This window comes from Pseudomonas sp. JQ170C, assembly GCF_035581345.1.
Taxonomy (GTDB): domain Bacteria; phylum Pseudomonadota; class Gammaproteobacteria; order Pseudomonadales; family Pseudomonadaceae; genus Aquipseudomonas.
In genome coordinates, this window is record NZ_CP141608.1 from 4,904,480 (window position 1) to 4,923,777 (window position 19,298).

17 protein-coding genes are annotated in these 19,298 nt (G+C 64.1%); 6 read left to right on the plus strand and 11 right to left on the minus strand.

What is annotated here, in order from left to right; genetic code table 11:
• Nucleotides 1–234: 234 nt before the first annotated feature.
• A complete protein-coding gene (locus U9R80_RS22265) occupies nucleotides 235–1,488 on the plus strand; it encodes an OprD family porin (protein ID WP_301840372.1) in 1,254 nt (417 codons plus the stop codon).
• 60 nt (nucleotides 1,489–1,548) lie between these two features.
• On the opposite strand, the gene U9R80_RS22270 is transcribed toward U9R80_RS22265, so the two are convergent.
• Nucleotides 1,549–2,454: a TauD/TfdA dioxygenase family protein gene (locus U9R80_RS22270; RefSeq protein WP_301840370.1), complete on the minus strand. Its 906-nt coding sequence runs from the start codon at nucleotides 2,452–2,454 to the stop codon at nucleotides 1,549–1,551.
• A 182-nt stretch (nucleotides 2,455–2,636) separates the two neighbouring features.
• Here U9R80_RS22270 and U9R80_RS22275 point away from each other — a divergent pair, with 182 nt between their 5' ends.
• Complete coding sequence (locus tag U9R80_RS22275; RefSeq protein WP_301840367.1) at nucleotides 2,637–3,563, plus strand: LysR family transcriptional regulator; 927 nt, start codon at nucleotides 2,637–2,639, stop codon at nucleotides 3,561–3,563.
• Here U9R80_RS22275 and U9R80_RS22280 read toward each other — a convergent pair.
• On the minus strand, nucleotides 3,520–4,566 hold the full coding sequence (locus tag U9R80_RS22280; RefSeq protein WP_301840366.1) for an ABC transporter substrate-binding protein: 1,047 nt from the start codon (nucleotides 4,564–4,566) through the stop codon (nucleotides 3,520–3,522). The two genes, U9R80_RS22275 and U9R80_RS22280, sit on opposite strands and share 44 nt — an antisense overlap.
• 278 nt (nucleotides 4,567–4,844) lie before the next feature.
• On the opposite strand from U9R80_RS22280, the gene U9R80_RS22285 reads away from it, so the two are divergent.
• From U9R80_RS22285 to U9R80_RS22300, 4 genes are read left to right on the plus strand one after another with little or no spacing between them, the layout of a single operon-like run.
• Nucleotides 4,845–6,440, plus strand: coding sequence for an ABC transporter permease (locus tag U9R80_RS22285; RefSeq protein ID WP_301840364.1), 1,596 nt, complete (start codon nucleotides 4,845–4,847; stop codon nucleotides 6,438–6,440).
• The gene (locus U9R80_RS22290; RefSeq protein WP_301840363.1) at nucleotides 6,437–7,261 is read left to right on the plus strand and encodes an ABC transporter ATP-binding protein; all 825 of its coding nucleotides are present in this window, start codon (nucleotides 6,437–6,439) and stop codon (nucleotides 7,259–7,261) included. Before U9R80_RS22285 ends, U9R80_RS22290 begins: the two co-directional genes overlap by 4 nt.
• A gap of 9 nt (nucleotides 7,262–7,270) precedes the next feature.
• On the plus strand, nucleotides 7,271–8,872 hold the full coding sequence (locus tag U9R80_RS22295; protein ID WP_301840362.1) for an arylsulfatase: 1,602 nt from the start codon (nucleotides 7,271–7,273) through the stop codon (nucleotides 8,870–8,872).
• Between the two features lie 57 nt (nucleotides 8,873–8,929).
• Nucleotides 8,930–9,430: an Mpo1 family 2-hydroxy fatty acid dioxygenase gene (locus U9R80_RS22300; protein WP_301840361.1), complete on the plus strand. Its 501-nt coding sequence runs from the start codon at nucleotides 8,930–8,932 to the stop codon at nucleotides 9,428–9,430.
• An 81-nt stretch (nucleotides 9,431–9,511) separates the two neighbouring features.
• On the opposite strand, the gene pcaC is transcribed toward U9R80_RS22300, so the two are convergent.
• From pcaC to pcaR, 9 genes are all read right to left on the minus strand, one after another.
• A complete protein-coding gene (gene pcaC / locus U9R80_RS22305) occupies nucleotides 9,512–9,904 on the minus strand; it encodes a 4-carboxymuconolactone decarboxylase (protein ID WP_301840360.1) in 393 nt (130 codons plus the stop codon).
• Nucleotides 9,905–9,914: 10 nt separating this feature from the next.
• Nucleotides 9,915–10,706: a 3-oxoadipate enol-lactonase gene (pcaD, locus tag U9R80_RS22310; protein WP_301840359.1), complete on the minus strand. Its 792-nt coding sequence runs from the start codon at nucleotides 10,704–10,706 to the stop codon at nucleotides 9,915–9,917.
• Between the two features lie 11 nt (nucleotides 10,707–10,717).
• Complete coding sequence (locus U9R80_RS22315; protein ID WP_301840357.1) at nucleotides 10,718–12,082, minus strand: 3-carboxy-cis,cis-muconate cycloisomerase; 1,365 nt, start codon at nucleotides 12,080–12,082, stop codon at nucleotides 10,718–10,720.
• Nucleotides 12,083–12,101: 19 nt separating this feature from the next.
• Complete coding sequence (locus U9R80_RS22320) at nucleotides 12,102–13,391, minus strand: MFS family transporter (protein WP_301840356.1); 1,290 nt, start codon at nucleotides 13,389–13,391, stop codon at nucleotides 12,102–12,104.
• A 119-nt stretch (nucleotides 13,392–13,510) separates the two neighbouring features.
• A complete protein-coding gene (gene pcaF, locus U9R80_RS22325) occupies nucleotides 13,511–14,716 on the minus strand; it encodes a 3-oxoadipyl-CoA thiolase (protein ID WP_301840429.1) in 1,206 nt (401 codons plus the stop codon).
• Nucleotides 14,713–15,492: a CoA-transferase subunit beta gene (locus tag U9R80_RS22330; protein ID WP_301840354.1), complete on the minus strand. Its 780-nt coding sequence runs from the start codon at nucleotides 15,490–15,492 to the stop codon at nucleotides 14,713–14,715. The genes pcaF and U9R80_RS22330 overlap by 4 nt, the downstream gene beginning before the upstream one ends.
• Nucleotides 15,489–16,349 carry a CoA transferase subunit A gene (locus U9R80_RS22335; RefSeq protein WP_028943361.1) on the minus strand — a complete coding sequence of 287 codons (861 nt, stop codon included), beginning with the start codon at nucleotides 16,347–16,349 and terminating at the stop codon, nucleotides 15,489–15,491. Before U9R80_RS22335 ends, U9R80_RS22330 begins: the two co-directional genes overlap by 4 nt.
• A 262-nt stretch (nucleotides 16,350–16,611) precedes the next feature.
• Nucleotides 16,612–17,958, minus strand: coding sequence for an MFS transporter (locus U9R80_RS22340; RefSeq protein WP_301840353.1), 1,347 nt, complete (start codon nucleotides 17,956–17,958; stop codon nucleotides 16,612–16,614).
• A gap of 279 nt (nucleotides 17,959–18,237) precedes the next feature.
• On the minus strand, nucleotides 18,238–19,113 hold the full coding sequence (gene pcaR, locus U9R80_RS22345; RefSeq protein ID WP_301840352.1) for a pca regulon transcriptional regulator PcaR: 876 nt from the start codon (nucleotides 19,111–19,113) through the stop codon (nucleotides 18,238–18,240).
• Between the last annotated feature and the right edge of the window lie 185 nt (nucleotides 19,114–19,298).

Genomic DNA, 19,298 nt, shown 5'->3' on the forward strand with positions numbered 1-19,298 from the left:
CCAGCTCAAAGTAGGAGCGGGCTTGCCCCGCGATCCAGCCAAAACTAACCAACCAGTTAGCGTTCGATTATCGCCCGATTCCGCCTGTAACGAATTGATTCACCCCCACCCGCCACCGCACCATCCTTCGCAGCTTCTCCCACGTTTCTACCCAAAGATCGTTGCCCGGCCTGTGACCGTTAACCGTCACAGCGGATGGCTTCGGCTTACATAAAAACAAGAGACACATACAAAATGACCGCACTCCCACCCGCACGACACCTGCTTCCCGGCCTGCTGGCCATGACTTGCGCCCTGCCCGCCTTCGCGGCCGAAGGGGGCTTTGTCGAAGACGCCAAGGCCAGCCTCAACCTGCGCAACTTCTACATCAACCGCAACTTCGTCGACCCCGCCAACCCCCAGGGCAAGGCCGAGGAATGGACCCAGAGCTTCATCCTCGACGCCCGCTCCGGCTTCACCCAGGGCGTGGTCGGTTTCGGCGTGGACGTGCTGGGCCTGTACTCGGTCAAGCTCGACGGCGGCCGGGGCACGGCAAACACCAATCTGCTGCCGGTGCATGATGACGGCCGCCCGGCCGATGACTTCGGTCGCCTGGGCGTGGCGCTCAAGGCCAAGGTGTCGAACACCGAGCTGAAGGTGGGGGAATGGATGCCGGTGCTGCCGATCCTGCGTTCGGACGACGGCCGCTCGCTGCCCCAGACCTTCCGTGGCGGGCAAGTCACGTCCCAGGAAATTGCCGGGCTGACCCTGTACGCCGGCCAGTTCCGCGGCAACAGCCCGCGTAACGACGCGAGCATGGAAGACATGTCGATGAACGGCCGCGCGGCCTTCACCTCCGACCGCTTCAACTTTGCCGGCGGCGAGTACAGCTTCAACGACAAACGTACCCAGATAGGCCTGTGGAACGCCGAGCTCAAAGACATCTACAACCAACAGTTCATCAACCTGATACACAGCCAGCCGCTGGGCAACTGGACCCTGGGCGCCAACCTTGGCTACTTCATCGGCAAGGAAGACGGCGCCGCCCGCGCAGGCGACCTGGACAACCGCACCGCCTCGGCGCTGCTCTCGGCCCGCTATGGGGCCAGCACCTTCTACGTCGGTCTGCAGAAAGTCAGTGGCGATGATGCCTGGATGCGGGTCAACGGCACCAGCGGCGGTACCCTGGCCAACGACAGCTACAACTCAAGCTTCGACAACGCCCAGGAGCGCTCGTGGCAAGTGCGTCATGACTTCAACTTTGCCGGGGTGGGTGTACCGGGCCTGACCTTGATGAACCGCTACATCAGCGGTGACAACGTGCACACTAGCGCGATCACCGATGGCAAGGAATGGGCGCGGGAGTCGGAGCTGGCCTATGTGATCCAGTCCGGCGCCCTGAAGAACCTGTCGTTTAAATGGCGCAACTCGACCATGCGCCGGGACTACAGCAGCAATGCCTTTGATGAGAACCGCCTGATCGTCAGCTATCCGATCAGCATTCTCTGAAACCCTCGCGGGGCAAGCCCGCTCCTACCCGGTAGGAGCGGGCCTGCCCCGCGATTGCTATCAGACCCCGCGCGTGGTCCGGCTACGCTGCCCGGTCACCCCCACCGGCACATCCCCCTGCAAGGTCACCCGACGCACCACGCGCCCTTGGGTGCCGTAGTCATCCACCGCGTAATGCTGGGTGGCGCGGTTGTCCCAGATCGCCACGTCACCGGCCTGCCAGCGCCAGCGCACGGTGTTCTCCAGGCGGGTAACGTGGCTCTGCAGCAGATTGAACAGGTGGGTGGAATCAAACTGCGAGTAGCCCTTCAGGCGTTTGACGAAGTGGCCCAGCAGCAGGGTCTTCTCACCACTGACCGGATGCACGCGCACTACGGGGTGTTCGGTTTCATACACCGTTGAGGTGAAGATCCGGCGATAGCTCTCCTGCTGCTCCAGCGTAACGTTCGGCTTGGCCGCCGCGTAGTCGTACTCGTTGCTGTGCACCGCCCACAGCTGATCGGCCAGCGCCTGCAACTCGGCCGGCAGGTCCTGATAGGCCGTCGCCGTGTTGGCCCATACGGTGTCGCCACCAAAATCTGGCGCTACCACCGAACGCAGGATCGACGCCTTGGGATAGGCATCCACGAAGGTTACATCGGTGTGCCAGGAGTTGGCCCGGCGCCCTTCGCCGCCATCCAGTTCCAGCACGTAGCGCGTGCCTTCGCGCACCGGCACCGTGGGGTGGGCAATCGGCTCGCCGAGCAGATGGGCAAAGGCCTCCTGGCCCTGGTCATCAAGGTGCTGCTGGGCGTGGAAGAAGATCACCTTGTGCTGCACCAGCGCGGCCTGGATGGCCTCGATCACGGCAGGTTCAAGGTCGGCGCTCAACTGCACCCCACGGATCTCGGCACCGATGCGTCCGGCGACCGGGTGGATGTCCAGCGCATGGCTGACGGATGCTACGGCGCGTGCGGCATTGCTCATGGTATGACCCTCATCTGGCTGCTTTGCGAAAAGTGCCGATGAAACACTTGCGCTATCTATATGCAAATAAGCTCTAACAAATTTGCAAGTGCTTCATTGACGGAATAAGAGCTTGCATTTAAAACCTGAGCCTTCGTGGCGGCAAATACCTTCGCCGTATTTTTGGAATGCCGGGAAAGCATATGGATCTTCGCCAACTGCGTTACTTCATCGCCCTCACTGAACACCGCAGTTTTGTCCGCGCGGCCGACGCCATGGGCATCACCCAGCCAGCCTTCAGCCGCAGCATCCAGGGCCTGGAGCAAGAGTTCGGGTGTGTGCTGGTGGACCGCGGCAACAAGGACCTGCGCCCGACCCCCGAAGGCCAGGTGGTGCTGCAGCACGCCTTGCGCCTGGTGCAGGGCGCAGCCCTGCTCAACAGCGAAGTCCTGCAGATGACCAAGCTCGACGCCGGCGAATTGCACTTCGGTTGCGGCCCGGCGCCTGCCGTGCACCTGGTGCCCCGGGCGCTCGCGCAGTTTCTCGACGCCCACCCCAAGGTGCGCACCAGCCTTGAAGTGGATAACTGGGAAAAGCTCAGCCGGGCCTTGAACCGGGAGGAAATCGAGTTTTTCGTGGCCGATATCCGCCAGTTCGAGGCCGATCCCAACTTCCACACCTTGCCGCTGAGCCCCCGCCGCGGGCTGTTCTTCTGCCGCCCGGGGCACCCCTTGCTGGCCAAGGACAGCCTGTCGACCAACGACATGTTCGATTACCCGCTGGCCACCACGCTGATCCCGCCCGGCGTGCGCAAGCTCCTGGCCAATCTCAGCGGCAAGACCGACTTCACCCCGCAGCTGCAAACCGAACACCTGCCAACCCTGGTACGCCGGGTGCTGGGCAGTGACGCCATCGGCATCGGTACCGAGGAGGCCTTCGCCGACGAGATCCAGCACGGTCGCCTGATTCGCCTGCATTGGCGCAATTTGCCGGCCAACCTGGACAGCCTCAACGCCCGCTGCGGCATCGTCAGCCGCAGCGGTTATCGCCTGTCGCCAGCGGCGAAGGCGATGATCGACACCCTGATCAGCCTCGATCAGCAGCCAGCGCTACAGGTGCTGGCCGGATAGCCTGTGGGGCCAGCCACTGGGCAACCTTGAACGGTTTGCGGATCAGGCGTTGCTCGGCGGCCAGGTCGACCGACGCCTGCAACTGGTCAAGGAACGGCTGGTCCAGGCTGGAACGGAAGGTGTGCTTGAGCGGCTCGTCCTGCAAGTCACGCTCGAGGATCACTTTCGGGTAGCTCGCCAACCCTGACACCAGCTGGATATAGGCGTCCTTGTTGGCCTCGTCGCTCAACCATTGCACCGCCTGCTGCTGGGTATCGAGCAGGCGTTGAACCAGCTCGGGATGCGCATCGACAAACGCGCCCGCCCCCACCAGCACCGCCTGGATGCTGCCGGCACCGCCCAGGTCGCGGGTGTTGAGCGGCAGATCGGCCAGGCCGCGTGCCTGCAGGGCCGTCAGCCCCGACAGCCCCCAGGTGGCATCGATCTGGCGGGCGGCCAGGGCGGCGACGGCGGCGTTGAAGTCCAGGTTGATCACCTTCAGGTCCTTCTCGCTCAAGCCCTGACTGGCCAGGGCGGCGTCGAACGACAGCTGGCTGGCAGTGCCACGGAAGATCGCCACACGCTTGCCCTTGAGATCCTGCAGGGTCTTGATATCGCTGCCGGGCACCACGCCCAGGTAATGCTTGACGCCCCGCGCGGTGGCCGAGAGCAAGCGCGTGTCGACACCATTGGCCTTGCCGATGATGGCGGCCAGATCCCCCAGGTAGGCGAAATCCACCTGGCCGTTGGCGAAGGCTTCGTTGATCACCGGGCCCGCGCCCTTGAAGTAGTTCCACTGGATGGTGATGCCGTCGGCGGCAAAGGCTTTTTCCAGCAACTGCTGATTGCGCAGCACATCACTGACCCCGCCCCCCGAATTTTGCGTACCCGCACTCAGGTCCGGCACGGCGATACGGATTTCCCGCACGGCACTGGCCTGGGCCAGCGGCGGTAGCCAACCGACCACGGCAGCCAGGGCGGGGGCGGCAAACAGACTGAAAACACGGTTGATCGACAGGTTCATGGCACGCGACTCCTTGTAGTGGTGCGGCCACGCTAACCACATCCAGCACCTTCAAATAAATACTAATAAATTACATTTTAATAACTGATAAACATAAGCGAGCTACCACGGGGCTTGCGCCGAACGATGCCTGTGGCACACGAAAAATATGCTTCAAAGGCATTGGATACGGCGTTGGGCACCTGGTTTAAATGCACACTCTTATGAACTATTCGCATTGATACAAAGAAAAATATATCCGAAAGGAATATGTAAATTTCAATCCACGGAGGTCCGCCATGGCCCGAGCATCATTTTCCAGCCCCTCGCTGAGCGCGCCTGCGCAGCGTCCGAGCGTGGCCGGCAGGTTGCCCTGGGCACGGCTGCAGGCCTGGTACCTGCCTTTGGGCCTGGCCCTGCTGTGGTGGTTGGCCAGCCGAAACCAGTGGATGAGCGAACAGATACTGCCCGCCCCCAGCCTGGTCTGGCAGAGCGGGCTAGAGCTAGCCCGAGGCGAGCTGTGGGCGCACCTGGCAATCAGCCTGCAACGCCTGCTGCTAGGGCTGTTGGCCGGTGTTGTCAGCGGCGCGGTGTTAGGTGCCTGGCTGGGTTTCAGCCGCCGCGCCGAGCGCCTGGTGCTGCCCACCTTCAACGCCTTGGCGCAGATCCCGACCCTGGCCTGGGTGCCGCTGTTCATGGTGCTGTTCGGCATCGGCGAGCTGCTCAAGCTGGTGGTGCTGGTCAAGGCGATCATTGTCCCGGTCACCCTGCATACCCTGGTCGGCGTGCGCGATGCCCAGCCGCGCCTGCGTGAAGCCGCGGCAGTGCTCAGGCTGCCGCCGCCTTTACTCATCACCCGGCTGATCCTGCCGGCCGCCTTGCCCGCCTTCCTGGCCGGTGTGCGCCTGGCCCTGGCTACCGGCTGGTCATCGCTGCTGGCGGTCGAACTGCTCGCCTCCAGCGAAGGCATCGGTTACCTGATGGTCTGGGCGCGGCAATTGTTCATGCTCGATATCGTCTTCGTCTGCATCGCCGTGATCGGCCTGCTTGGCTTTGCCATGGACCGTGGCCTGGGCTGGCTGGACCGGCGCCTGGTGCATTGGCCGCATCCGGCCGGGGCGCAACTGCGGGTGCAGCAGCTGCGTGGTGTCGAGCGCCTGCACGCGCTGTGGCTGCCGCTGGGGTTACTGCTGCTCTGGCAGTTGGCCAACCAACTGCAGTGGGTTGATGCGCAGATCCTGGTCGCGCCCTGGCAAGTGCTGAGCACCGCCTGCAACGGTGTGCTCGACGGCTCGCTCACCTCGGCCCTGGCGGTGAGTGTCGGCCGCGCCCTGGGCGGGCTGCTGCTCGGTGGCGGGCTGGGGTTTGTCCTGGGCCTGTGGCTGGGCTTGTCGCGCCCTGCCGAACGCGTGCTCGGCCCTACCCTGGCCGGGCTTCGGCAGATCGCAATCTTTGCCTGGGTGCCATTGCTCACGGCCTGGTTCGGCCTCGGCGAACTGGCCAAGTGGGTATTCGTCGGCCTGGCCGCCTTCTTCCCCCTGTTCATCGCCACCCAGCGCAGCGTCGCCAACCGTTCCCCGCAACTGGACGAGGCCGCCCGGGTGCTGCACCTGAACCTGCGCCAGCGCTTGCTGCGCCTGGTGCTGCCGGGGGCGGCACCGGGGATTTTCGCCGGCCTGCGCATAGGCTTGATCTACGCCTGGCTGGGCACCATCGGCGCCGAATACTTCATGCCCTCCGGGGGCGGCATCGGCAGCCTGATGATCGGCGCCCAGCAACTGCTGCGCATGGACCTGATCATGGCCGCCATGCTTCTGGTCGGCCTCACTGGCGCGCTGTTGGGCGCCCTCGGACAACACATCGAATCGCGTGCCACGCGCTGGAGACGAGCATGAACGCCCTTGCCCATCCCTTGGTCAGCTTCAATCAGGTCGGCAAACACTTTGCGGTGGCCGGCGGCGAGCTGGAAGCCATCCGCGACTTCAACCTGCACATCGCCGACGGCGAATTCGTCGCCATCGTCGGCGCCAGCGGCTGCGGCAAGTCGACCCTGCTGCGCCTGTTGATCGGCCTGGACAGCGACTACCAGGGGCAGATCCTGATCGACGGCCAGCCGCTGACCGGTATCGGCCGCGAGCGCGGCATCGTGTTCCAGGAACATCGCCTGTTTCCCTGGCTGACAGTGCGGGAAAACATCGCCCTGGGGTTGGTCAACGAGCCGCTGAGCAGCGAACAGCGCGACCAGCGGATTGCCCATTACATCGCCCTGGTCGGGCTCGAGGACTTCAGCCAGGCCTATCCGCACCAATTGTCCGGCGGCATGGCCCAGCGGGTGGCGATTGCCCGTGGCCTGGTGGCCAGCCCGCGCATCCTGCTGCTCGACGAACCCTTCGGTGCCCTCGATGCCCTGACCCGCCAGCAAATGCAGGAAGAGTTGCTGGCGATCCGCGAACGCGCACGCATCACCACCCTGCTGGTGACCCACGATGTCGAGGAAGCCCTGTTTCTGGCTGACCGCGTGGTGGTGCTCGAACCGCGCCCAGGGCGCATCAAGCACATCCACAGCATTGACCTGCCCCACCCGCGCCAGCGCTCGAGCCTGGACTTTCATCGCCTGCGCGAAGCCCTGCTGCACGAGCTGACCGCCGATGACCGCTACCTGCCGGCCGCACCGGTACAGATCCACAACCTGCCCCTGTCCTACCTTGCCTATTGAGAACCGACCATGAGCCAACGCCCCAACTTTCTGGTCATCGTTGCCGATGACCTGGGATTCTCCGACCTCGGCGCGTTCGGTGGCGAAATCGCCACGCCGAACCTCGACACCCTGGCCAACGCCGGCCTGCGCCTGACCGACTTTCATACCGCGCCGACCTGCTCGCCGACCCGCTCGATGCTGCTCACCGGCACCGACCACCACATCGCCGGCATCGGCACCATGGCCGAAGCCCTGACGCCGGAGCTGATCGGCAAACCCGGCTACGAAGGCTATCTGAATGACCGCGTGGTGGCCCTGCCGGAACTGCTGCGCGAAGCCGGCTACCAGACGCTGATGAGCGGCAAGTGGCACCTGGGCCTGAAGGCGGAACTGGCGCCCCATGCCCGCGGTTTTGAACGCTCCTTTGCCTTGCTGCCCGGCGCGGCCAACCACTACGGCTTCGAGCCGACCTACGACGAGCAGACCCCGCGCCTGCTCAAGTCGACACCTGCGCTGTACATCGAGGACCAGACCTTCGTCGAGCAACTGCCCGAAGGCTTCTATTCCTCGGACGCCTTCGGCGACAAGCTGCTGGAGTACCTCAAGGAGCGCGACCAGAGCCGGCCGTTCTTTGCCTACCTGCCCTTCTCGGCACCGCACTGGCCGCTGCAGGCACCGGCCGAAGTGGTCGCCCGCTACAAAGGGCGCTATGACGCCGGCCCCGAAGTGCTGCGCCAGGAACGCCTGGAAAAACTCCGCCAACTGGGGCTGATCGCCGCCGACACCCGCGCCCATCCGGTAGATAACCATTGGGAAAGCCTCAGCGACGAACAGCGGCAACGTTCGGCACGCTCGATGGAGGTCTACGCGGCCATGGTCGAGCGCATGGACTGGAACATCGGCCGGGTGCTGGACTACCTGCGCAACCAGGGCCAGCTGGACAACACCCTGGTGCTGTTCATGTCCGACAACGGCGCCGAAGGCGCGCTGCTCGAAGCCTTCCCCAAGTTCGGCCCGCACCTGGCCAGTTACCTGGACCAGCACTACGACAACAGCCTGGAAAACATCGGCCGCGCCAACTCCTATGTCTGGTACGGCCCGCAATGGGCCCAGGCGGCTACCGCACCTTCACGGCTGTTCAAGGCCTTCACCAGCGAAGGCGGTATTCGCGTCCCGGCGCTGGTGCATTACCCGGCCTTGGCGCGCCAAGGACAGATCAGTCACCAGTTCAGCACGGTGATGGACATCACCCCGACCCTGCTGGACCTGGCCGGTATCCGCCACCCCGGCAAGCGCTGGCGCGACCGTGATGTTGCGCCGCTGCGCGGCAAATCGTGGCTGGGCTATCTGTCGGGAGAAACCGAACAGGTGCATGACGAAAACACCGTGACCGGCTGGGAGCTGTTTGGCCGCCGGGCCATTCGCCAGGGCCAGTGGAAGGCTGTGTACATCCCGGGCCCGGTGGGGCCGGCCACCTGGCAGCTGTATGACCTGGCCAGCGACCCGGGCGAAATCGACGACCTGGCCCTGGCGCAACCGGCCAAGCTGCAAGCGCTGCTGGGCGAGTGGCAGAAGTACGTCGAAGAGACCGGGGTGATTCTCAGCGAGTCACCGTTCCAGCCGGACTAGCTTGCAGGCTATCCTGAGGGGAGTGAGGCCCGCCCGCTCCCCTCAGGAGGAACAATAATGAAAACCCTGGTCGAACACCTCAGTCAGTACGCCGCCTACCACCGTGACCCGCGCAACATCGTCACCCACTTTGTCGGTATCCCGATGATCGTGGTGGCAGTCACCGTGCTGCTGTCACGCCCGGGGGTCGCCATGGCCGGCATGTGGCTGTCGCCGGCCTTGCTGGTGGCATTGGCGTCGGCCTGGTTTTACCTGCGCCTGGATCAACGCTTCGGCCTGATCATGGCCTTGCTGCTGGGCTTGTGCCTGTGGGTCGGGCAACTCCTGGCCGTGCAGAGCACGCCGGTGTGGCTGGGCGCGGGGCTTGGGTTGTTTGTGGTGGGCTGGGTGATCCAGTTTGTGGGGCATTACTACGAAGGGCGCAAACCGGCCTTTGTCGATGATGTCAGCGGGCTGATCATCGGGCCTCTTTTCGTGGTGGCGGAACTGGCGTTCCTGCTGGGGCTGTGCCCGGAACTGAAGCAGGCAGTGGAGCGCAATGCCGGGCCTGTGGTCTGACTACGCCATCGCGGGGCAAGCCCGCTCCTACCGCGCGTAGGAGCGGGCTTGCCCCGCGATGCGATCACTCGAACACAAGACTCAACTCCGCGACTCGACCCCCAACTCATCCCACACCGACTCGGCCAGGTGGAAGGTGGCATTGGCCGCCGGAATGCCGCAGTAGATCGCACTCTGCATCAGCACTTCCTTGATTTCTTCGCGGGTTACGCCGTTGTTGGCGGCCGCGCGCAGGTGCAGCTTGAGCTCTTCATTGCGGTTCATGCCGATCAGCATGGCAATGGTAATCAGGCTGCGGGTATGCCGCGGCAGGCCCGGGCGGGTCCAGATATCGCCCCAGGCATGGCGGGTGATCATCTCCTGGAACTCGCCGTTGAACTCGGTGAGATTGGTCAGGCTGCGATCGACATGGGCATCGCCAAGCACCGCGCGACGCACCTTCATACCCTCTTCGTAGCGTTGTTTCTCGTCCACGGAATACTCCTCAGCGGGCCAGCAGAAAGTCGATCACGCGGCGGCTGAACGGCTCGCCCACTTCGACGTTGGACAAGTGCGCGGCATGGAACTCAGCATATTCGGCGCCCTGCACATTCTCCTGGATGAACAGCCCGCCCGACGGCGGCGTGACCGCGTCATGACTGCCCGACACCACCAGCATCGGCACCTTGATTTCGCCCAGCTGATCGCGAAAATCGGCATCGCGCACCGCACCGCAGTTGGCCGCATAGCCTTCTGGCGAGGTGGCGGCGAGCATGTCGGTGATGCGTTTGGCCTGATCCGGATGGCTCGAGGAAAAGCCCGGGGTGAACCAGCGCTCGATCGAGGCATCGCGCAAACCGACCATCGCTGCCTGGCGATCACGCAGGACCATTTCGATACGCGGATTCCAGGTGTCTGGCGAGCCGATCTTGGCGGCGGTGTTGCACACCACCAGGCGGTTCAGCCGCGCGCCGGCATTGATGCCCAGCCACTGGCCGATAAGGCCGCCCATGGACAAGCCGCAGAAGTGCGCGCGTTCGATTTTCAGCGCGTCGAGCAGCGCCAGTACGTCCTGGCCCAGTTGCTCGATGCTGTACGGCCCTTCCGTCACCAGCGAGCCGCCGTGGCCACGGGTGTCGTAACGCAGTACGCGAAAGTGCGCGGCAAAGGCCGACACCTGGGTGTCCCACATGTGCAGGTCGGTGCCCAGGGAGTTGGACAGTACCAGCACCGGTGCGCCTTCAGGCCCATCGAGTTGGTAGTTGAGTGCGCCATCGGCGAGTTGTACCTGTGCCACTGCAGCCTCCTTCAGGCATTGAAACGGTGATGTTCGGCCAGCGCCCGCTCAACCCAGGCGCGCGCCTGGCCAAGGTAATGGGCGGGGTCGAGCAGACGATCGAGCTCGTCGGGTGAAAGTTCGGCGCTCACCTGGGGGTCGTCGCCGAGCACGGCGCGCAGGTGACGCTGTTCGGCCACTGCACGCTTGCAGCAGCTTTCGAGCAAATGATGGGCGCTGTCGCGGCCCAGGCGTTGAGCCAAAACGATGCTCACCGCTTCGGCCAGCACCAGGCCCTGGGTCAGGTCGAGGTTCTGGCGCATGCGTTCGGCGTCCACTTGCAGGCCATCGGCGATGATCTGGGCCTGGCGCAACGCACCGGAAACCAGGCAGCAGATTTCCGGCAGGGTTTCCCATTCGGCATGCCACAGGCCCAGGCTGCGCTCGTGCTCCTGGGGCATGGCGGCAAACATCGTCGACACCAGCCCCGGCACCCGGGTCGCAGCGCTGATCAGCACGGCAGCGCCGACCGGGTTGCGCTTGTGCGGCATGGTCGACGAACCGCCCTTGCCCGGTGCCGACGGCTCGAACACTTCGCCAGCTTCGGTCTGCATCAGCAGGCTGACGTCGCGACCCAGCTTGCCCAGGCTGCCGGCGATCAGGCCCAGCACCGAGGCGAACTCCACCAGGCGGTCGCGCTGGGTGTGCCAGGGCTGTTCGGGCAGTTGCAGGCTCAGTTGCCGGGCCAGGGCTTCGGCCACCGGCAATGCCTTGTCACCCAACGCCGCCAGGGTGCCGGAGGCGCCGCCGAACTGCAGGGTCAGCAAGCGTGGCTTGAGCTCTTGCAGGCGCTGGCGGTGACGGGTCACGGCGCCCAGCCAGCCGGCGATCTTCATGCCCAGGGTGACCGGCGTTGCATGCTGCAACCAGGTACGTCCGGCCAACGGCGTATCGGCATGGGTCTGGGCCTGCCGCGCGAGAGCATCGGCCAGGCGCTGCAGATCGTCTTCGATCAGGCCCAAGGCCTCACGCAGCTGCAGGACCAGCCCGGTATCCATCGCGTCCTGGCTGGTGGCCCCCAGGTGCACATAGCGTTCGGCCTCGGGCACGTCGCTGGCGATCACCTTGCCCAGTGCGTTGACCAGCGGGATGGCCGAATTGCCGGCAATGCCGATGGCCTCGGCCAGCGCTGCATAGTCATAGCGCTCGGCCTGGCAGGCGGTCTCGATGGGCGCCACCGCCACCTGCGGGATCACCCCCACGGCCGCTTCGGCGCGGGCCAGGGCAGCCTCGAAATCGAGCATGCCCTGTACCCGGCCACGGTCACTGAATACCTCACGCATGGCGGCGGCGGTGAAGTAGGCATCGAACAGCTGATTGCCCGGTCGCGGGTTCATCTACAAGTCCTTCAACAGGTCAATGGTCGTGGTGCAGGTAGGCGGCCTGTTTCGGCAGGCGCAGGCTGAACAGGAAGGCAATGGCCATCATGGCGGTAACGTACCAGTAAAAGGTGTTTTCCAGGCCAATGGACTTCAGCCCCAGCGCCACGTACTCGGCCGAACCGCCAAACAGAGCGTTGGCCACCGCATAGGCCAGGCCCACACCCAGTGCGCGCACCTGCGGCGGGAACATCTCGGCTTTGACCAGGCCGCTGATCGAGGTATAGAAACTGACGATGCACAGCGCCAGGGTGATCAGCACGAAGGCCAGGAACGGGCTGGTGACGGTCTTCAGGGCCAGCAGGATCGGCACGGTGCACAAGGTGCCCAGGGCCCCGAACCAGAGCATCGAATTACGCCGGCCGATTCGGTCGGAGAGCATGCCGAACAGCGGCTGCATGCACATGTACAGAAACAGCGCGCCGGTCATGATGAAGCTGGCAGTCTTGGCGCTCATGCCGGCGGTGTTCACCAGGTACTTCTGCATGTAAGTGGTGAAGGTGTAGAAAATCAGCGAGCCGCCCGCGGTGTAGCCAAGCACGGTGATAAAAGCTGCCGTGTGGTTGCGGAACAATCCGCTGATGCTGCCGGCCTCTTTGTCGTTACGGGTTTGCGCGCTGCTGGTTTCTTCCAGCGAGCGACGCAACAGCAACGAAATCACCGCGGCCACGGCGCCGACCACGAACGGAATCCGCCAGCCCCAGGCGCGCAGTTCATCTTCGCTGAGCAGTTGCTGAAGAATCACCACCACCAGCACCGCCAGCAACTGGCCGCCGATCAGGGTCACGTACTGGAACGAGGCAAAGAAACCGCGCTGGCCACGCAGGGCCACTTCACTCATGTAGGTGGCGGTGGTGCCGTACTCGCCGCCCACCGACAGGCCCTGGAACAGCCGCGCCAGCAACAGCAGCGCCGGCGCCCAGGCGCCGATCGAGGCATAGGTCGGCAGGCAGGCAATGACCAGGGAACCGGCGCACATCATCAGCACCGAGATCATCATCGAATTCTTGCGGCCATGACGGTCGGCCACGCGGCCGAACAGCCAACCGCCAATGGGGCGCATCAAAAAGCCAGCGGCAAATACCCCGGCGGTGTTGAGCAGTTGCACCGTCGGATCGTCGGAGGGAAAGAACGCCGGAGCGAAGTAAATGGCGCAGAAGGCGTAGACGTAGAAGTCGAACCATTCCACAAGGTTGCCCGAGGAAGCGCCGATGATGGCGAAGATGCGCTTACTGCGCTCCTCACCGGTGTAATAGGCTGAAGTCATGACAGTTCACTCTTTGAGGGTTACTGGAGTCTAGACACAACCAGTAACACTCTTGTTCCACAAGCAATCACCCCAGACCCGCGACCCTGCGTGGGGGCCGCCTGTCCGGGGTCATTGGTTTACACCCGCTCGATCGCCAAGGCCAGGCCCTGCCCTACGCCCACGCACATGGTCGCCAGGCCCTTGCGCCCGCCGGACTTCTCCAACTGGTGCAAGGCGGTGAGGATCAAACGCGCACCGCTCATGCCCAGGGGATGGCCCAGGGCAATGGCGCCGCCGTTCGGGTTGACCTGCGGTGCGTCGTCGGCCAGGCCGAGTTCGCGCAGCACGGCCAGGCCTTGGCTGGCGAAGGCTTCGTTGAGTTCGATCACGTCGAAATCACTGACCGCGACGCCCAGACGCTCGGTCAGCTTGCGCACCGCAGGCACCGGGCCTATGCCCATGACGCGCGGGGCAACGCCGGCGCTGGCCATGCCCAGTACCCGGGCACGCGGCGTCAGGCCGTGCTTTTTCACTGCCTCGGCCGAGGCCAGGATCAAGGCTGCCGCACCGTCGTTGACGCCCGAGGCGTTGCCGGCCGTGACCGTCTTCTCCGGGCCGTTGACCGGCTTGAGGCGGGTCAGGGCTTCGAGGGTGGTGTCGGCCCGTGGGTGCTCGTCCTGCTCGACGATGGTTTCGCCTTTTTTATGGGCGATACGCACCGGCACGATTTCTTCGGCAAAGAAGCCTGCGGCCTGGGCCGCGGCGGTGCGCTGCTGGCTACGCAGGGCAAAGGCGTCCTGGTCGGCGCGGGACACCTGGTAATCGTCGGCGACGTTGTCGGCGGTCTGCGGCATGGCATCGACGCCGTACTGGGCTTTCATCAAGGGGTTGATGAAGCGCCAGCCGATCGTGGTGTCTTCCAGTTTCATGTTGCGCGAGTAGGCGCTGTCAGCCTTGCCCATCACAAACGGGGCGCGGGACATCGACTCGACGCCGCCGGCAATCGCCAGCTCCATCTCGCCGCTGGCAATGGCGCGAAACGCAGTGCCTACCGCATCCATGCCCGAGGCGCAGAGGCGGTTGAGGGTCACACCCGGCACGCTGTCCGGCAGGCCGGCCAGCAACAGTGCCATGCGGGCAACGTTGCGGTTGTCTTCACCGGCCTGATTGGCGCAGCCGAGGAACACTTCGTCCACCTGATCCCATTGCACCTGTGGGTTGCGCTCGATCAGGGCCTTGATCGGCACCGCCGCCAGGTCGTCGGCACGCACACCGGCCAGGGCACCGCCAAAGCGGCCGATGGGGGTACGGATGGCATCGCAGATAAATACGTCACGCATCAGGCTTCTCCTGGCGCTTGGCCGTGGGCGGCGGCAGTGCGCGCTTCCAGGTCACGCAGGGCGGTGAGCTCGACGTCGCTTGGCTCAGCGGTGGTCGCCACATCGTCAGCGAAACGGATGGCCCATCCGGTGGCGGCAATGATCTGCTCGCGGGTCACGCCCGGGTGAATGGAGGTCACCACGAACTCGTGGGTGCCGGCTTCCGGCTCCATGATGCACAGGTCGGTGATGATGCCCACCGGCCCCTCGCCTGGCAGGCCCAGGCGCTTGCGCGAATCACCGCCCTCGCCGTGACCGACCGAGGTGATGAAGTCGAGCTTGTCGACAAAGGCGCGGTTGGACTGCTTGAGGATAATCAGCACCTGCTTGGCGGAACCGGCGATTTCCGGCGCGCCGCCAGCACCTGGCAGGCGCACTTTCGGCTGGTGGTAATCGCCCACCACGGTGGTGTTAATGTTGCCGAAGCGGTCGACCTGGGCGGCGCCGAGGAACCCCACGTCGATGCGGCCACCCTGCAGCCAGTAACGGAAGATTTCGCCGGTGGGCACCACGGTATCGGCGGTTTCGGCCAGCTCGCCGTCACCGATCGACAGCGGCAGTACGCTCGGCTTGGCGCCGATCGGGCCGGATTCGTAGATCAGCACCACGTCGGGGGACGAGGTCAGGCGGGCCAGGTTGGCGGCCTTGGAAGGCAGGCCGATGCCCACGAAGCACACTGCACCATTGCGCAGACGACGGGCTGCGGCGACGGTCATCATTTCATTGGTGGAGTAGCTCATTGTGCAGCCTCCGAAGCGCTGGCCAGTTTTGCCTTGAATTCGTTGAAGTCGGCGGTGCCGCGAATGTATTCGTCGATCCAGGCGGTGAAGGTTTCACGGTTGCGGGCAATCGGGTCCCAGGCCTGGTAGAAGCGGTTGTCACGCTCGTAGTAGCCGTGGGCGTAGGACGGGTGAGCACCGCCCGGCACCAGGCAGACTGCCGACAGTGCCCAGGTGGGCAGTACGCAGGCGTTCATCGGCGCGTTCAGGTCGTCGACGATTTCCTCGACGGTGACGATGCAGCGTTTGGCCGCCAGGGCCGCTTCTTTCTGCACGCCAAGAATGCCCCAGAGCAGCACATTGCCCTTGCGGTCGGCCTTCTGTGCGTGGATGACGGTGACGTCCGGGCGAACCGACGGCACGGCGGCCAGCACTTCACCCGTGAATGGGCAGGTGACGCTCTTGATCAGTGGGTTGACCTTGGGCAGATCGGAACCTGCGTAGGCACGCAGTACCGCAAACGGCAGGCCCGAAGCACCGGCGACGTAGGCGTTGGCCAGGTCGGCGTGGCTGTGTTCTTCGATTTCCATGGCCTGGGGCCACTGCTTTTCCACCGCGTCGCGCAGGCGGTGCAGGGAACCGACCCCCGGGTTGCCGCCCCAGGAGAAAATCAACTTGCGGGCACAACCGGAACCGATCAGTTGGTCGTAGATCAGGTCAGGCGTCATGCGCACCAGGGTCAGCTCTTTCTTGCCCTGACGAATGATTTCATGCCCGGCGGCGGTTGGAATCAAGTGGGTGAAGCCTTCGAGGGCGACGCTGTCACCGTCGTGGACGAACTGCTTCACGGCGTCGTGGAGCGAGAGGATTTCAGCCATTGCAGACTCCTGGATATGCTGAGTCGAGGTCGGTGTGCAAGGCGCCTTGAGCGGCGCCGGTATGGGTTCAGATTACGGATGGGCTTCGGCCGCTACAATCCGATAATCGACTAACTGTTCGATTATCGAACCGATTGTATGACCTGTAGGAGCGGGCTTGCCCCGCGATAGCGATGTGGATGGAAGGCCGCTATCGCGGGGCAAGCCCGCTCCCACAGCAAGTCCTCTCCACAGCAAGCCCTCTCCCACAACAAGCCCGCTCCTACGTGGCATCGGCGTGGCTGACCACGCCTTTGATGATCACTGCCACCGTGGCGATTGCCGCCGGGATCACCAGCGCGGTGAGCACTTGCTCGAAGTTCCAGCCCAGGCCCAGCAGGGTGGCACCCATCCAGGCACCGAGGATGGCGCCGAATCGACCGATGCCCAGCATCCACGAAACCCCCGTGGCCCGGCCTTGAGTCGGGTAGAAACGCGCCGCCAGCGACGGCATGGCCGATTGCGCGCCGTTGACGCACATACCGGCAATCAGCACCAGGGTCGCCAGCAGCGTGATGTTGCCCAGGCTCTGCCCTACTGCGTAGGCAAATACCCCGGCCAACAGATAGAAGATGCCAATCACCTTGTGCGGGTTGTAGCGGTCCATCGCCCAGCCCACAGCGACGGCACTGAGCACGCCGCCGAACTGGAACAGCGCACCAATGAACGCGGCCTGCTCCATGCTCGCGCCACTGTCGCGCATCAGGGTCGGCAGCCAGCTGGTCAGCAGGTACACAATCACCAGGCCCATGAAGTAGGTCAGCCACAACAGCAAGGTGCCGACGCTGTAAGTGCCCGAGAAGATCACGGCAAAGACGTTGCGCGCCTTGACCGTTTTCTGTTCCGGCACGCTGAAGCTCGATGCCTGGCCGACAATGGCCGGTTCGATCGGCGCCAGGGTCTTGCGCACTTTGTCGGTGCCACGGTTGCGTACCACCAGATAGCGCGCCGATTCCGGCAACCAGAACAACAGCACCACCGCCAGGATCAGCGGCAACACGCCGCCGATCAGCAGCAGGCTGTGCCAGCCGAAGGCCGGGATCAGTTTGGCCGAGATGAAACCACCACCGGCCATCCCCAGGTTGAAGCCGCAGAACATGCTGGTCACCAGCAGCGACTTGTGCCGTTCCGGGGTGTATTCGGACAGCAGCGTCGTGGCATTGGGCATGCCTGCGCCCAGGCCCAGGCCGGTCAGAAAGCGCAGCACCAGCAGTTGGTCGACGTTGGTGCTGTAGGCCGATGCCAGGCTGAAGGCGCCGAACAACACCACCGCCCCTACCAGCACCACTTTGCGCCCGAAACGATCAGCCAGCGGCCCGGACCCCAGGGCCCCGAAGACCATGCCGATCAGCGCGGCACTCATCACCGGGCCCAGGCTTGCGCGGTCAATGCCCCAGTCCTGTGACAGCGCCGGCGCAATAAAGCCCATCGCCGCCGTGTCCAGGCCATCGAGGAAAACAATCAGAAAACACAGGATCACCACCCGCCACTGATAGCGCGACAGCGGTTGTTGATTGATGAAGGACTGCACATCAAGGCAGTTTCCAACAGCAGCGTGGGGACTGTTCATTATTTTTATCCAGTAGGAGCGCGCAGGTGTGCGGGTGCGCGCGTGAACGGCACAAACGGTGAGGATCGGTTTAGGGCGTGCGGATCAGCCGCGCAGCAGGTACTGAAATAACTGCAGGCGGTGTTTGAAGGGGATGACAGTCATGGGGCATTCGCCTCTCGCTCATTATTATGGGCGGTCAGGGCAGGCTGACCGATGCGAGGGACATTAATAAGACACTGGAACCGGCGCAATTCGATAAACGCATCTGTGTGCGTTTATCGAACAGGAACTGCAGCGTCAGGCAAACAGCTGGGCACTCAGGTCACGGCTGGCCGCGAGCATGATGGGCAGGAAACGTTGCTCAAGTTCGGTGCGGCTGACCCGGCCCGCATGGGTGCTGACGTTCAGCGCAGCCAGCACCTGGCCGGAGGCATCGTAGACCGGTACGGCAATCGAACGCAGGCCCTGCTCCAGCTCCTGGTCGACCACGCACCAGCCCTGCTGACGGACTTGTTGCAGGCAGTCGAGCAGCGCCACCGGGTCATGAATGGTGCGGCTGGTCTTGGCTTGCAGGTCGGCATGCTCCAGGTATTCATGCAAGGTGGCATCGTCCAGGGCCGCCAGCAGGATTCGTCCCATGGAGGTGCAATAGGCCGGCAGCCGTCCCCCCACCGAGAGGTCGACCGAAATCAGGCGCTGTACCGTCGCCGAGCGGGCGATGTAAAGAATGTCATCGCCTTCGAGCGTGGCCATGTTGCAGGCCTCGTGCAGTTGGTCGCTCATGCGGTCCAGGTACGGCTGCGCCGAAACGGCCAGCGGCGTCGACGACAAATAGGCATGCCCCAGGGTCAGTACTTTGGGCAACAGCGAGTAGGTTCGCCCGTCGGTGGTGGCGTACCCCAGCTTCATCAGGGTGTGCAGGCAGCGGCGCACGGCGGCGCGGGGAATTTCGGTGCGGTGGCTGATCTGGGCGATGGTCAGGTGGCGCTTGCGCTCCTGAAACGCCTGAACCACAGCCAGCCCCCGGGCCAGCGACGTCATGAAATCGGGGTCACCGGTGAAGGCCTGGATACGCTTGGCCGGTGAAGCGACGATGGGGGGTGCCAGCGACGCAAACGAACTGCGCACCTGATCGTTCAATCCGGGCCCTTTGGGCGGTATTTCTTCTGTCATGGTTCACCTCGGCAACACGGTCACTGGGGCGATTATCGAACCAACGACCGATAATCGCAATTGACCGCTACCCTCAATTGCTTATACCTTTCTACCGCCACCATGTGGCTTCTTGGAGAGACTGGTCAGGTACCCACCGTAGAAGTCCCAGGCACGGCCTTGCCCACGAAGCGAGGCCGTTTTTT

Excerpts from the sequence above, each read along its gene's own strand:
- U9R80_RS22265 (WP_301840372.1), top strand. The coding sequence starts at position 235 with ATGACCGCACTCCCACCCGCACGACACCTGCTTCCCGGCCTGCTGGCC.
- U9R80_RS22270 (WP_301840370.1), bottom strand. The coding sequence starts at position 2,454 with ATGAGCAATGCCGCACGCGCCGTAGCATCCGTCAGCCATGCGCTGGAC.
- U9R80_RS22275 (WP_301840367.1), top strand. The coding sequence starts at position 2,637 with ATGGATCTTCGCCAACTGCGTTACTTCATCGCCCTCACTGAACACCGC.
- U9R80_RS22280 (WP_301840366.1), bottom strand. The coding sequence starts at position 4,566 with ATGAACCTGTCGATCAACCGTGTTTTCAGTCTGTTTGCCGCCCCCGCC.
- U9R80_RS22285 (WP_301840364.1), top strand. The coding sequence starts at position 4,845 with ATGGCCCGAGCATCATTTTCCAGCCCCTCGCTGAGCGCGCCTGCGCAG.
- U9R80_RS22290 (WP_301840363.1), top strand. The coding sequence starts at position 6,437 with ATGAACGCCCTTGCCCATCCCTTGGTCAGCTTCAATCAGGTCGGCAAA.
- U9R80_RS22295 (WP_301840362.1), top strand. The coding sequence starts at position 7,271 with ATGAGCCAACGCCCCAACTTTCTGGTCATCGTTGCCGATGACCTGGGA.
- U9R80_RS22300 (WP_301840361.1), top strand. The coding sequence starts at position 8,930 with ATGAAAACCCTGGTCGAACACCTCAGTCAGTACGCCGCCTACCACCGT.
- U9R80_RS22315 (WP_301840357.1), bottom strand. The coding sequence starts at position 12,082 with ATGAACCCGCGACCGGGCAATCAGCTGTTCGATGCCTACTTCACCGCC.
- U9R80_RS22320 (WP_301840356.1), bottom strand. The coding sequence starts at position 13,391 with ATGACTTCAGCCTATTACACCGGTGAGGAGCGCAGTAAGCGCATCTTC.
- U9R80_RS22330 (WP_301840354.1), bottom strand. The coding sequence starts at position 15,492 with ATGAGCTACTCCACCAATGAAATGATGACCGTCGCCGCAGCCCGTCGT.
- U9R80_RS22335 (WP_028943361.1), bottom strand. The coding sequence starts at position 16,349 with ATGGCTGAAATCCTCTCGCTCCACGACGCCGTGAAGCAGTTCGTCCAC.
- U9R80_RS22340 (WP_301840353.1), bottom strand. The coding sequence starts at position 17,958 with ATGAACAGTCCCCACGCTGCTGTTGGAAACTGCCTTGATGTGCAGTCC.
- pcaR (WP_301840352.1), bottom strand. The coding sequence starts at position 19,113 with ATGACAGAAGAAATACCGCCCAAAGGGCCCGGATTGAACGATCAGGTG.